This window comes from Pseudoalteromonas sp. SS15 (assembly GCF_049257195.1).
Classification (GTDB): Bacteria; Pseudomonadota; Gammaproteobacteria; order Enterobacterales; family Alteromonadaceae; genus Pseudoalteromonas.
This window is the reverse complement of record NZ_JBMMUD010000006.1, coordinates 254,804-268,020: the sequence shown is the minus strand read 5'-3', so window position 1 is coordinate 268,020 and position 13,217 is coordinate 254,804. Positions and strand designations below refer to the sequence as shown.

11 protein-coding genes are annotated in these 13,217 nt (G+C 39.7%); 4 read left to right on the top strand and 7 right to left on the bottom strand.

Features of this window, described 5'->3' with window-relative positions:
• The first annotated feature begins 36 nt into the window (after window positions 1-36).
• Both AAEU28_RS14265 and AAEU28_RS14260 read left to right on the top strand, forming a co-directional pair.
• The gene (locus AAEU28_RS14265) at window positions 37-1,950 is read left to right on the top strand and encodes a hypothetical protein (RefSeq protein ID WP_421964744.1); all 1,914 of its coding nucleotides are present in this window, start codon (window positions 37-39) and stop codon (window positions 1,948-1,950) included.
• Window positions 1,947-3,662 carry a HEAT repeat domain-containing protein gene (locus tag AAEU28_RS14260; protein ID WP_421964743.1) on the top strand — a complete coding sequence of 572 codons (1,716 nt, stop codon included), beginning with the start codon at window positions 1,947-1,949 and terminating at the stop codon, window positions 3,660-3,662. The genes AAEU28_RS14265 and AAEU28_RS14260 overlap by 4 nt, the downstream gene beginning before the upstream one ends.
• A gap of 11 nt (window positions 3,663-3,673) precedes the next feature.
• Here AAEU28_RS14260 and AAEU28_RS14255 read toward each other — a convergent pair whose 3' ends face one another.
• The 7 genes from AAEU28_RS14255 to AAEU28_RS14225 all read right to left on the bottom strand — a co-directional run bounded on the left by AAEU28_RS14255 (window position 3,674) and on the right by AAEU28_RS14225 (window position 11,466).
• Complete coding sequence (locus AAEU28_RS14255; protein WP_421964742.1) at window positions 3,674-4,141, bottom strand: methyltransferase family protein; 468 nt, start codon at window positions 4,139-4,141, stop codon at window positions 3,674-3,676.
• Between the two features lie 27 nt (window positions 4,142-4,168).
• Window positions 4,169-4,765, bottom strand: coding sequence for an FMN-binding negative transcriptional regulator (locus AAEU28_RS14250; RefSeq protein ID WP_421964741.1), 597 nt, complete (start codon window positions 4,763-4,765; stop codon window positions 4,169-4,171).
• Window positions 4,766-4,870: 105 nt separating this feature from the next.
• Entirely contained in the window at window positions 4,871-5,521 is a 651-nt protein-coding gene (locus AAEU28_RS14245; RefSeq protein ID WP_421964740.1) for a DUF5034 domain-containing protein, read from the bottom strand.
• 240 nt (window positions 5,522-5,761) lie between these two features.
• Window positions 5,762-8,554, bottom strand: a complete 2,793-nt coding sequence (locus AAEU28_RS14240) for a collagenase (RefSeq protein ID WP_421964739.1) — start codon at window positions 8,552-8,554, stop codon at window positions 5,762-5,764.
• A 234-nt stretch (window positions 8,555-8,788) separates the two neighbouring features.
• Window positions 8,789-8,941 (bottom strand): hypothetical protein, encoded by a 153-nt coding sequence (locus AAEU28_RS14235; RefSeq protein WP_421964738.1) that lies wholly within the window; start codon window positions 8,939-8,941, stop codon window positions 8,789-8,791.
• Window positions 8,942-8,957: 16 nt separating this feature from the next.
• Window positions 8,958-9,128: a hypothetical protein gene (locus AAEU28_RS14230; RefSeq protein ID WP_349287917.1), complete on the bottom strand. Its 171-nt coding sequence runs from the start codon at window positions 9,126-9,128 to the stop codon at window positions 8,958-8,960.
• A 178-nt stretch (window positions 9,129-9,306) separates the two neighbouring features.
• The gene (locus AAEU28_RS14225) at window positions 9,307-11,466 is read right to left on the bottom strand and encodes an ATP-binding protein (protein ID WP_421964737.1); all 2,160 of its coding nucleotides are present in this window, start codon (window positions 11,464-11,466) and stop codon (window positions 9,307-9,309) included.
• A gap of 239 nt (window positions 11,467-11,705) precedes the next feature.
• Here AAEU28_RS14225 and AAEU28_RS14220 point away from each other — a divergent pair, with 239 nt between their 5' ends.
• Both AAEU28_RS14220 and hmpA read left to right on the top strand, forming a co-directional pair.
• On the top strand, window positions 11,706-11,954 hold the full coding sequence (locus AAEU28_RS14220; protein WP_421964736.1) for a hypothetical protein: 249 nt from the start codon (window positions 11,706-11,708) through the stop codon (window positions 11,952-11,954).
• A gap of 14 nt (window positions 11,955-11,968) precedes the next feature.
• Window positions 11,969-13,156 (top strand): NO-inducible flavohemoprotein, encoded by a 1,188-nt coding sequence (gene hmpA / locus AAEU28_RS14215; protein ID WP_421964735.1) that lies wholly within the window; start codon window positions 11,969-11,971, stop codon window positions 13,154-13,156.
• Window positions 13,157-13,217 lie beyond the last annotated feature (61 nt).

Here is a 13,217-nt window from a genome sequence, read left to right as displayed (position 1 = left end):
CAATGAGGTCTGGCTTTAACCACAAAGGATTCAATAATGCGCCGCTATGTACATACATTGGTTGCTGGAGCCTTACTTACAGCGTTGTCTGGCTGTGGGTTTGGAGACAATGATAACCATGAAATCGATTTTACCCCTCCTAAAGAAGAAGTAAATGAAGGAGATGTTAGTACTGAAGAGCCTCAGTCAAACATTGCCATTACAGAAATTTCAACTGGTCCATTAGATGTACTAGAGCCAAATAGTACATTTAGAGCCTACTACGATGTGCATGTAAAAGGCTTCGACGACATTGACGTTGATGTACACTTTTATTTAGTACATGCCGCTGAACTGGATGAGTCTGGTGATACTGAAGTTGAAATCGACGAAGTACACAAAGTCGGAGCATTAGAGCTGGTTGGTGTTAGTGAAGGTGATCACACTTTTGATATCGATATTACTGTTCCTAATGACTTAATTGGTGGTCACTACCATGTAGTTGCACAAATAGACCCACACGATGATCATGCTGAAGACATTGAAGATGATAACCACCCTTCTGTCGACCATGAACCATTTGCTGATGGTGAATTTCCTTTCGCTGACGTACATGTACGTGTATTAGAAAGCCATGACTACAAATTACTGAGTGCCGAGTTTGGTCAAGAAGCGTTAATTTTAGATGCACCAACGACTGATAATGGCACTAGCCATCATCACTCTGACCTAGTAGGTTTTATTGTCGCTGATTATGAAGGTGCTGAGCTTGGTTCTACTAGCATCAAAGCCGAAGTTATGGTTAACGGTAACTGGGAAGCAACCCATTTCTGGAATGCTCAAAACCAAGGGTATGAAGATGTGATCTTACATAACTTCACTGCTGGTTTACATGACGAGCACATTGGCTTTGACATTGCACTTGAAGATGACTTGCTACAACGCATTCATGACGAGCATGATGCAACGCAAGAACAAAACTTGCAAGTTCGTTTCATCTTAACTGATCTTGCTGAAAATGCAGAAACAATCACTGATAACAATGTGATTGAGACACAAATCCCGCTTTATTTCTACACAGGTGAAGAAGCAGATTCATCTGAAGGGTTTGCTAAGCGCGGTCCACAATATGCCGTTGGTTTAGCGAACATTAAGCTAGAAAAATCGTTCGATAAGTCTTACGGCGATAAGTCAAAATTCAGCGTCGGTGTTGATTTAAATGGTCAATTATTCATTGTACCTACCGGAGATATTGGTGGTCGTGTAACTGGTGAAGGCACTGTAGAAGCTTACTTCTTCAATGCTCAAAATACCCTTTTCAGCATCTCTTACGATGGTAGTGCGTATGTAAGCGGTAATAATACTGGCTATGCGTCAGAAATGATCATTTTCAATAACGTTGTTTTTGAAGATGAAAAATACGTCGCTAAATATGAAAAAGCTTGGGAAAAGAAATGGGAAGAAGAGAAAGTACTGGCGCAAGCACGCTTTACTATCGGCCCTATTCCTATGAGTGTTGAAGCAGGCGTAGATGGCAGCTTAGGTTTTGAATTAACTGTTGGCTACAACGCTGAATTATACGCAGAAGGTGACTTGTTCCACGTTGACTTCGGTGCATTTGGCCGTGGTGGTGTAAACTTAGGTCTAGTGTCTGCTGGTGTACAAGCTGTTCTAACGCTAATCGACAATACTTTCTCATTAGAGTCTAATGCAGGTTTTGCTCTGGTCAGCACAGGTAATAACAAGCCACATATTTATTATGGTATTGAGCTGAAAAATGACCTTGATGTAATCTCAGGTAAGTTTGGCCTATATGCTGAAACGGTTGGTGTTAAGTGGTGTAAAAAATGGGGTATCCCATACCCGTGTGGTAAAAAGACCACTAAATATGACCTATGGTTATATCAAACAAACAGTGTTTACAATAAGTCTTGGACACTATACTCGAAAGAGGACGAAATCGAACTATGATCCTATCATGTCGATTAAATTTGCTTGCTGCGCCCTTAGTGGCGCTAGCAAGCTTTCAAAGCCAGGCAAGCAACTATTGCCAACCTCAGTTTGACTTCAACATAAAGTCTTTCACCAGTTTCAATTACACCAAGCTTAGCAGCCCAGCTCAGCAAACTGATATTGAGATCCAAGGTAAGTTGTCTGTTATTTCAGTCAAAAAAGAAGACGAAAAAAATTGGTGGGCGATTAAAGCAGATCAAGTCAAAACGGTGCAAGGTCAGCTATCCATGCCTTTGCCAAATTACGAACGACCTTTTGCATTTAAACTCAATGAACAGGGCCTGATCACCGAATTTTATTTCGCTGATACTTTAGATACCCAGTCTCAAGATCAGCTTAAAGGTCTTGCTTATTACTTACAGTATCAAAAGAACTTATCTAAAATTACCAATGAAACCGACACACTCGGTGAGTATCGTGTTAATTATCAGCAAAAAGAAAATGCCTTAAGCTTTGCCAAAGTGAATTATGAGCACAAAAATAAGCAGGCATTAAATGCTTTTTCTCACATTGAGGTAGAAAAGTCAGAGCAACAAATCACGCCCTCAGAGTGTTTCTTAGATTCCCGTGACGGCATAGAAAAGCTGAACTTAGTGGGTGCAGATCTCACTTTTACATCTGAGCAAAGCTTCAGCGTTAAAAAGCTCAAGCAATCTTTTGAAACTGCCCTTTTCTCAATGTCTGATGATTTATCACTTTGGCAAAGTACTCATGTTGAGTTAACTCAAGCCGAAAAAGACAAGTTAAAGAAAGAGTTACTCGCTTTTGTTACTGAGCAAGATATTACTCAGATTGATGCACATACACTGGCCTTGTTACTGAAAAAATACGATGCCGTTATTGGTGAATTAAGAGGCGTAATCTTAGCAAATCAGATTTCAGATAATGCCCAAATGCGCTTATTTAATGCACTTGGGCAACTCGATACCCCGTCTAGCCAAATGTTATTAAGTGGTTTATTGGTAGGCACAGAGAAGCAGCCGCAAACTCAATTTAGAGCCCTGCGCGCGCTTACACAAGGGCACCAACCTCTTTCTCAACAAGCAACCGACACGCTTTTAGGTCTCTTGAACGATGGCTTTTTAAGTGTTGATCAAGAAGTGAGTTCAAGCTTCTACATGACGCTGGGTATTTTACTCAATAACCGAATTGGCTCAACGACAGCACAGCAACTTAGCCAAGCGATTGTTGAACACATCACGCTCAGTGAAAGTGAAAGCAAAACGGCCGACTTAATCACGGCGCTTGGCAATAGTCGCGACGATCAACACGTTGAATTGATTGAAGACTACTTGACTGATAGCAGTCCACGAGTTGAAAAAGCATCAATCAGAGCGCTTGGTATGATGCAAAGTGATTCTGCGTATCAAAACCTTGAAAAGCATTTTAATACTCACTCTGGCAGAAACACCAAAGCCTTACTTTCAGCACTTGGCAATTACGATATGAAGCCAAAAACCAGTGACTCTGTGCTTAACCTTGCGGTAAACGACAATGACGATGCGGTTCGTTATGCCGCGATTAATGCATTAGCAAAACAGCCTAATAACGAAGGTATTAAACAAACTCTTAGGCAGGCACTTCGCTCAGAAAAGTCTAAGCGTAACTTTAAGGCCATTGTTAAGTTACTGCATAAAAAACCTGCGCCTAAGCAAGATAACCAAGGTTAATTATTTAACATCTAAATCCAGCGCCTTACTTTTGTTAGATAAACGTCGTAAGGCGCGCCAAACTTCTCCTTCAAAATACGTTCCTCTGGTTTGATTTGAAATTGGGTAATGTACATCACAAATAACACTACTCCACACAACGCACTGTAATCAGCCAAAAACACCGCAAAAGCCAACAGACTCAATGCCACAGATAAATACATGGGGTTGCGGCTATACTTAAATACCCCAGTTGTTACTAAGCACGCTGTATTATTTGGTCTCGTTGGACTAATCGTGGTTTTGGCTTGTTTAAATGACCACACCGCAAACAACGCAATCCAAGATGAAAACACAAGCATAACGAGCGCTATTTTTGCCTTAAAATCGATAATACTATCTATGGAGATGGCAAATTCTGAACGTGAAAGATAATACATCCCCGCAGCACTCAGTAAGGAGATAAAAGGCGGTGGAATTTTGTGTTCCAGAAAATGCATATTATTCACTCGAAATAAAACTGATATCTAGCCTACTCCAATTTCATGCTTCTGCATATAAGTCGCTAGTAATTGCGCTTCAAGGTCTCCTTGTTGCAGAGCTTTGAGCACGCCTTGTTGATCTCCTCTACTACGCTGCTGTCCTAGTTTTTGCTTGCCTTCAAAATTCATAATATCAATCTTAAGCCCTACGATCGCTTTCGCTAGTTTAGCGTTAAAGTCATCATTAAAAACGTCTAGCTCTGATAACAGCGACGGCTCATATTTTTCTACAGTTTGGTTAACTACATTCACTGTTTCAGTTTCACTTAAAAGAGAAACAGTGCCGATAACATGCACCGCTGCATAATTCCATGTTGGTACGGCAGGCCCTTTTTCATACCAACTAGGAGAAATATATGCATGAGGACCTGAGAAAATAATCAGTACTTTTTGCCCTGCTAACGCTTGCCATTGCGTATTTGCTTTAGCTAGATGTGTGTAAAGTACATTTTGTTTTTCATCAAACAAAAAAGGTAAATGTGAGCAAGTTAAGTTAGCTGAAACCAGACAACCAAAACCATATTCATGAATAAACTGATTGACTGAGCTTGCTGTCATTTGAAGATTTTTAGGGATATACATAGTGTTACTCCTTTCTATAATTGCAGTAACACTAAATAAGTTTGGTCTAACTTAAATCAACCAGAAATGAAAACATTGTTAGACCAGTAAGTAGGATTGATATTATTACTTAAAACTGACTTCTCTTGTCTCTAGTAAAAATTGCTCTCCTGAATGAAAGTTAATTTCTATAAAAAATACATGGTTTTGTTTATATTTGGGTTCAGTATTGAGCGCCAACTGGGTGATTTCTGCAGGCATATTATCTGGCTGAGCAGTGAACTCTGTCACAGAAAAGTAGTCCACATCGCCATTTTGCTCGCTGTAATAAGGGGTAGGCACATAATCTAAATACACAACATCAAAAACATCATTCAAACTGCTTCCTGCGGGTAAGTCATCATTGAAAGCGGCACTAGAAGTAACCTTAATACTTGAAATACGCTGTTCTGTATAAGGTGGAATAGGCGAGCACGCATACGCTTTACTTATGAGTGAAAAGTCAAAAAATGTGTCAAAACGCTTAGCTAAAGCACTCTTTTCTATGTCTAGTTTTATGATAAAAGATTGAAAATCAATGGCATCAACACTCTCATAAGCATCTCCACCAACATATACACCACGAGCGTCAGAATTAAATACACTCAGTGTATAGTTATTAATAACATACTCAGGATTACTAAAACTTCCACAAGGGTTATCAGGTCCCTCATCGTTGCTACAACCGGCGATTAATAAGGCAAGTAAAACTGAGGTAAATAAGGTACTGCGTTTCATAGATGCATCCTTTCTAGTTTAAATAAGCGCTTCTATTTTGATTCCAAATCGAGTTTATGAAAAGCCTGTAGCATCAGTTTTTAGTTTTATTCTGATCTTCTTTGTAAATTAATGTAATAGCTCAATAAAAAGGCCAAAACCTAAGATGGTTTTGGCCTTTCGCTCTGGGGGTTGTTTTATAAAAACTTAATAACTTATTTGCTTTTTAAAAGCTTTTGAGTTCACGTAAGCAGTCTACTTCTATCGACAACCTGGTGTGTTGTAATCAACCACAATTGAAGCTCCTTTGGCGTTACCCGATACTTTAAGGTAGCCCCAATATTGGCTTTGGTTGTTTATATAAATACACTCACCATTGCCGCTATTGGTAGAAGAAGCCTCTACATTTGTGCTGGTAGGCCAGCCTTGGTTGCTATATTCAAGACTTAAATCGCCCGAGCCATTGGCGGTTGTGATTGCGATGCTGTTTTGGCCGCTCATATTTTCTAAGCTCAACCAGATTGTGTCTTGCTCAGCCAAGCATCTCACTTGGCCTTCGTATAAACGACCACCTGTTACAGGACCGCTTGTCGCACACGCATCTGGTACATTAAAGCCTGAACCCGCGTTGAAGCTCGCCATAATCGACGTATCAAAGCTGTTGTAACCATAAACCATCACATGGTAAGTCCCAGCTTGTACATTACTGATCTCACATGTTTCGTTATTGCCACCGATATAAGGACGGCAATCATAGTCTGACATGGTCGGCTCTGAACCAAACTTCACGTACAGATCGGCATCACCAGTGCCACCGTTTAAAGCAAAGTTCAGATTACTTGCACCTGCAGGTACCACAAACGTGAATTTCAATATGCTGTCTTGCGCGCCAGAAATAGCCTTCGATTCACCATTTTTCAATTGGTTGGTCGGCGTCGTATCACCTAAAATAGTCGCTGTTGTTGACTCAGTTCTGCTCGCACCTTCTGTATCAGTTGCAGTCAGTGTGACCGTATATTCACCTGCCTGCGCATAGCTATGTGCTGGGTTCGCTTCAGAGCTTGATGTGCCATCACCAAAGTGCCATGTATAACTTGCAATACTGCTTTCTTTATCAAATGAGCCTTGGCTAGAGAAGTTAATTAGCTCAGCTTTGTTTGCTGTATAAGGGCCGTTAATCGACACGACTGGCGCTTCATTCACTGTACCGCCGCCATTGGCTAGTTGCTGTGTCCACTGGGTAAATTCGGCATCGTAATCAACTGCCCAATTATTCAGACGTGCCTTATACGCAGCCCAATCACCTGTGCGAGTTGAGTTAAGCATCAACTTTACTTCATCTAAATGACGTTCAAACATAAATCGAACAGCCAAATAGCCCCAACGATAAATACGGTCTTGATCAAAGCCATCATAGGTGGTGTTAAAGATTGTACCTAACGTGTAAGTTGAGCCATCTTTAATAGTATCAATTGCAGCTTGGTTGTTATCTTCATTGGCAACATACTCGGCAACACCTTCACTCCACCACACAATTGCTTCAGTTGGAGCATTAAAATCACCATATAAGTCAAAGCGACCATCAAGATAGTGAACATATTCATGCTCTAAGTTCCAAACATAGTGATCAGGGTTCGCATAACTCGCTTCGTATGCAACGAAGTTTGGAATGTTACCAGGCTTTGAAGGGTCACCTTCTAAATACATACCGCCATTGTTGGTATTAATACCAAATATAGGGCCACCATATTTACCGTAGTCTGTGCTTGAATCAAAAATATTAACTTGTAATTGAACGTTGTTATCGTCAGCAACAGGTACATTATTAGTATCTAACTTGGTATGAAAATACCCTTCTTCATAGCCCATTTTGCTACATGCGGCTTGATGTTGGGTCGTGGTCATATTCTGCGAGCGAATTTTAATTGTGCTGCTACAAGTATAAGTTTGTGACAATACTTGATTTTCTAACTGTTCACCGTAGTTACAAATACCATAGTCGTTACAATCACCATGATAGCTTGCTGTTTCTGCTGCGCCTAACCAAGCAACATCGCCATAACCGACCATTTCATAACGACTAAAGATGTCCTTTAACCCTGCATCAACTGAAGCCTGAATTGCTGTACCTGAGTATTGCTTTAGCCTGCCAAGCTCACGAGCTGCATTTGCAAACATAAACTCAGCTTCAGAGTTAATCATATATGTGCTGGTTGTGAACTTTCTCAGTGCAGCAACGAGATCTGTTTGCGTACCAATTTTAGCTTTAAATTCGTTATTCCACTGACCGCGGAAAAGCAAAGTGAAAACGCCATTTACCGCACCACGCATGTTCCATTTTGATGCGTAGCTTTCGTTCCAACGGTTTAGCCACTGAGTCACAACTGGCAGATAAACATCTTGTTGCTCTGAACTATCCATCGTAATGATGACTTCAGATAAGGTTTTGCCGTGCGCATCATTGTCGTCATAGAAATGGCTGTTATTTACAAAGGCATCAATTGCGCCTTTTACCGCAGGCGTGACCCAAGTCGCAAATGTGACTTGATCGTTATAAAACTCTGCAAAATAACCCGCTCGCAAGAACAAGAACATGGCTTCAATATTTGCATCACCGCCACCTTGATAGTTTTGGCTCAGTGTTTTTACGTGATTTGCCACTGCATACATATTGTTCGAGTCAAATGCAGTTGCCTGAATATTGCTCGATGCTGAGAATAGTTCGTTTACACATTGCACACCTTGAGACTTAATTTCATTGATTAAAGTCGTGCTATTGGTGGTTGCCAATGCATTAACATTACATACCGCCGTTGCCTGTATATTCGCCATTGAGAATGCACTCATTTGCATCATGACAGGTTGCTCAGCATATTGAGATTCAGCAGTCGGGGCATTTTCAACATGACTCTCATTTTCTACACCATGATGATGGTGGTGGTGATGCTCTGTATTGATGGTGTTTGTTTGCTGCATTTGCGGTGCTGTCATCGCAAATGCTGTTATGCCATAAAACGAGCCTGCCACCAGTACTGCCAGTTTTTTAAGTTTCATTGCTTTTCCTTACTTGTTGTTTTTTATTTGAACAAATCGTTCAAACGCCAAACATTAAAGCAGCACATTAACAAGAATGCAATATATTGTATGCAATTATCAATTTCACAAACAATTAATTTACAAAGTGTGAGGTAACTGAATTGATTATAAGCGCTTTAATTGACTAGGAATTATAAATAGAAAAAGAGGCGAAGCCTCTTTTCTAGTTAGAACATAAAAAATTATTTAGACTTAGCAAAGCTGTGTATCAGTGCAAAGGCCTGTAGTGACACACCAAACTCGAGAGGTGGTGACACCACCAGCAACTGCTGGTGTTTGCTTTTCATCTAATAGCTTGTGTTCTTTAGATAGATTTTTTAGCTTCTTTTTATTTAATTTCAGCATGTTAAACTCCTTTTAATTAGCAAGTGAAGCCAACAAATGATGTACAAATAAATGGGTGGGTAAATGTTTCGTCATCAATGGGCTTTGCACCACCACCGACCTGAGGTGTCGCTGCTTCGCCTAACTGTTTATTTGCTAAAGGTTGCTGAAGTGTTTTAAGGTTTTTCTTTTTAAGTGTAAGTTTCATCGTTCTTCTCCTTAGATAGTTGATGAAACATTAAATTAACACCTCATTCTAAAACATGTTAGAAAATAGTTAGATTGAATAAATATTAAACACATTAAAAACTATCCAGAATTGAATATATAATACCAACCCTCTTAACTAAGCGATCTATTATTAGGATTGGTATAATAGCGCCCTATCAGGCTATAGGTAATGTAATCTCTATTTTTAAGCCACCTAATTCACTGTGAGAAGCGCTAATTTCACCACCATGGGCTTCTACTACCTTTTCACAAATAGATAATCCGAGTCCCGACCCACCTAGATCGCGACTTCGAGACTTATCACAGCGGAATAAGCGTTCGAATAAATGCGGTAAATCTTGCTCAGATACACCTGGGCTTGAATCTGAGAAGGACAAAATTACAACCTGTTCAGTATGTGAAACCTCAAAGCACACTTCCCCAGGTTTATCTGTGTAGTGGATAGAATTTCGACTCAAATTAGCAACAACTTGATGTAATCTTGCTGCGTCTACTTCAAGTAATACCTTATCGAGTGATGACTTTTTCACCTCAAGATGTAAATCATGGTCGCACAGTACATCTTCGATTTGCCCTGCTAAGTCATCGAATAACTCACTCGCATCATGCGTTTCTAAATTTAAATTAAACGTACCTGTATCAGCCTGAGCGAGCTCATAAATATCTGATATTAGTAGATTTAGGTTATCTAATCTCTGATTTAATACCTTGTAAGTCGACTGAGGATCTGACACAAGATTATGCTCAAGTGCTTCTAAATGAAGCTTTAAAACAGCAAGTGGTGTACGTAATTCATGAGACACATCAGCAAGCAGCTGCTTTTTAAGCTCTAAGGCTTGGTTTAAATGCTTGGCTTCCTGCTCCAACCTCGCTCTTCGTTGTCGAGTAAAAACCAACACAAATAAAATAATAAGCAATAAAACAGCAACTATTGAGAAACCAATATACCGCGTAAGTGTTTGCTCGGCTTTCAATAACGCCTGCTCCGCTTTTGCTTGCTTTAACTCGAATTGACCAGCCACGTATTCTGATTCAGAAGCTAAAACAAGGGTTTTCAGACTCCCTTGTTCTTTCATTTTGTTTTTGTAATTCAAATGCATTTGGTTTTGCGCTTCAAACGCTCCTGCTAAATCGCCTTTCCCCTGCAATGCTTGGGCTAGAAAGCCATAATACTTAGCGATATCTTTATCTTTGAGCGACTCAATTAACAAAATCTGTATATGTGCTTGTTCAAATAATTCCATTTGCAAATACGTATCAATCAATAGGAAGCTTGCTCGTAGGTATGCATTCACATTCTTAGTTATATCTAGCTGTGCAATAATTGCTTCAAGCGTGTCTTGAGCTAATTGAAACTTGCCTTGTCGCAAATACATTTCACTAATGTAAGTTTTCGTATCCAAAATCGCCAAAGGCACATTTAGCTCAGTTAATATCTCTAAAGACAGCTCAAAAAATTCATCAGCTTCATCAAATTGCTTTAGGGCGACTTTTTGTTCGCCCATTCTTCTAAGTGTAACTGCTTGGTCTTGCTTGCCATTAAGCCGCTTGTCTATGTCATAGACTTTTTTAAAGTAATCGAAACTTTTTGCATATTCACCAAGCGCAGCATAACTTTCAGCTAACCCCCACAGCGTATCATTCATCCAAAACTCTTGAGATTTTTTAGGCAAATATGGAATTTTTTGCAGTTGTTGCAATTGAATTTCTAGTGACTTTTCAACTAAGCCTAAACTTGTATAAATTGCACTTTTCTGCCTCGCAACGGCCATTTCAAGCTGCACATTTTCTGCTTTTACAGCAGCATCAAGAGAGGCATCTAATGCAATGACAGCATCTGAGTATTTGTTTAACTGTTGATAAGCATGGGCCAAAAATCGATTAGCATGAGATGATAAAGTATGTAATTCAGCTTGTTCAAAAAAATTCGCAGCAGCAATTAAGTAAGGAATTGCTTCGAAGTGATGACCACGAGTAATTGCCATATTACCGCGAGAGAGGTTCAACTTACCTGAGTACTCTAAGCTTTCAAATGACTCAAGTAAGGTTTCTAACTCTGCTAAATAAATGACTGTTTGTTCAAAGCACCCTTCACGGATGCACACAAGGCCTGCTCTATGAAGCACATATGCGGTTTGCATTTGTGTCAACTGTCTATTTTTAAGCAAATCATCCGCTTTTTTGAGCAAAACCTGTCGCTCTTTCGATGACTTCAAGCTTTCAGCTTGCACTTTAAATTCATCAAATTCAGCGTTAACTGAGCCGATAGCAGCCACACTAAAAAGTGCAAAAAACACAAAAAAAGCAATTTTCATATTCTAGAACAAACACTTGATTAACAAACAAAAGGAAAGTCTAGCGCGTAATGCAAAACGATTCCAACTAAAGTCTAACCCCATTAAACACATATGAGTCATTATAACCCACACCAAACCAAGTCAAAATGACTACCCCCATTTAAAAAAAGCAACTAAATTCAATATTATCAATAAGATAAAATCTGGCATCAATATTGATTAATATAACTCGTCGCGTTTAATTAAGAGTAAGCTTTATGCAATTAAAAGTCCTATCAGAGCAATCCCTTTATCAGCACTGCTTAAAGTTTGGCAGCCGTGCCATGCTGATTTTGTTATTACTGACGCTTTGCTCGCTCATTATCAGCTTTTCACTAGCAGAACAAGTCTCTTTGCCAGTGCAGATTGCTAGCCATATCGCAACAATCATTTTTAGCGCGTTATTCAAAGTTGCTTATGTGATCCGCTGTATCGGCGCTTATCACTTAGGCCACACTAGTTTTTAATCTTGAGGAAAGTCATGTTAACCAAACAGCACATAGATATTGTTAAAAGTACATCTGTGATTATTGAACAAGGTGGTAGTGCCATCACAGAGCATTTCTATAATCGTATGTTTAGAGACAACCCTGAACTTAAACACATTTTCAACATGAGTAACCAGCATACAGGTCGTCAAAAGGTCGCGTTATTTGAAGCAATTCTGGCCTATGCAAAAAACATAGATAACCTGAGTGCATTAAAAAGTGCGGTAGAGCGCATTGCAAACAAACACACCAGCTTTCACATTCAAGCGCATCATTATGACATTGTTGGTCTGCATTTAATTGAGACATTTAGAGAATTATTAGGCGCAGACTTTACACCAGAAATAGAAGACGCGTGGACCACTGCTTATGGTGTACTCGCTGATATTTTTATCAATAAAGAAAACTCAATTTATACAGAAAACGCCAGTAAACTTGGGGGTTGGCAAGGTAAACGTGCTTTTAGACTCGAAAGTAAAACACCTGAATCAAAATTGGTAACCAGTTTTGTGTTTATTCCTGTCGATGAACAAGCGGTTGCAGACTTTAAACCTGGCCAATACTTAGGTATTGAGATCAGTAGCGAACATTTTGAACACACAGAAATACGTCAATACTCGTTATCAGATAAACCTAATGGACGAAGCTACCGCATCTCTGTAAAACGAGAGTTGGGTGAGCATAATGGCATTGTCTCAAACTTCCTGCACGATCATTTAAATGTTGGTGATGTTGTTGATTTACATGCACCCGTTGGAGATTTCTATTTCACAGATAAACAATCTCCGGTTGTGCTTATTTCTGCAGGGGTAGGCATCACGCCAATGCAATCCATGCTTGAATTTAAGTCCGATATTAAATATCCACACCCAGTGACATTCTTACATGCCTGTGAAAACCAAGAGCAGCATTCTTTTGCACGTCAAACTGCGACTTTATGTGAGCAAAACCAATGGTCACACCATACTTGGTTAAGAGAAACGAAACAGTCTCAGTTGCTGGAAAATCAATCAACTGGCTTGATTAATTTTTCGCAAATCGAACTGCCAAAGCAAACAGGTAATTTCTATCTCTGTGGGCCGATTGGATTCATGAAATTTGCTAAAACCGAATTAGAAAACCTAGGTGTTTGCAGCAGTCGAATTCACTACGAAGTATTCGGCCCGCACGCCCAACTTTAATTTTTCCCACCCCAACAACGCAACCGAGCTGGCCACACATGTTACTTCGGTTGCTTCTAGC

What these genes read in the sequence shown, in the direction of transcription:
- AAEU28_RS14220 (WP_421964736.1), top strand. Translation starts at nt 11,706, where the DNA reads ATGCAATTAAAAGTCCTATCAGAGCAATCCCTTTATCAGCACTGCTTA.
- AAEU28_RS14255 (WP_421964742.1), bottom strand. Translation starts at nt 4,141, where the DNA reads ATGCATTTTCTGGAACACAAAATTCCACCGCCTTTTATCTCCTTACTG.
- AAEU28_RS14250 (WP_421964741.1), bottom strand. Translation starts at nt 4,765, where the DNA reads ATGTATATCCCTAAAAATCTTCAAATGACAGCAAGCTCAGTCAATCAG.
- AAEU28_RS14260 (WP_421964743.1), top strand. Translation starts at nt 1,947, where the DNA reads ATGATCCTATCATGTCGATTAAATTTGCTTGCTGCGCCCTTAGTGGCG.
- AAEU28_RS14240 (WP_421964739.1), bottom strand. Translation starts at nt 8,554, where the DNA reads ATGAAACTTAAAAAACTGGCAGTACTGGTGGCAGGCTCGTTTTATGGC.
- AAEU28_RS14265 (WP_421964744.1), top strand. Translation starts at nt 37, where the DNA reads ATGCGCCGCTATGTACATACATTGGTTGCTGGAGCCTTACTTACAGCG.
- hmpA (WP_421964735.1), top strand. Translation starts at nt 11,969, where the DNA reads ATGTTAACCAAACAGCACATAGATATTGTTAAAAGTACATCTGTGATT.
- AAEU28_RS14225 (WP_421964737.1), bottom strand. Translation starts at nt 11,466, where the DNA reads ATGAAAATTGCTTTTTTTGTGTTTTTTGCACTTTTTAGTGTGGCTGCT.
- AAEU28_RS14235 (WP_421964738.1), bottom strand. Translation starts at nt 8,941, where the DNA reads ATGCTGAAATTAAATAAAAAGAAGCTAAAAAATCTATCTAAAGAACAC.
- AAEU28_RS14245 (WP_421964740.1), bottom strand. Translation starts at nt 5,521, where the DNA reads ATGAAACGCAGTACCTTATTTACCTCAGTTTTACTTGCCTTATTAATC.
- AAEU28_RS14230 (WP_349287917.1), bottom strand. Translation starts at nt 9,128, where the DNA reads ATGAAACTTACACTTAAAAAGAAAAACCTTAAAACACTTCAGCAACCT.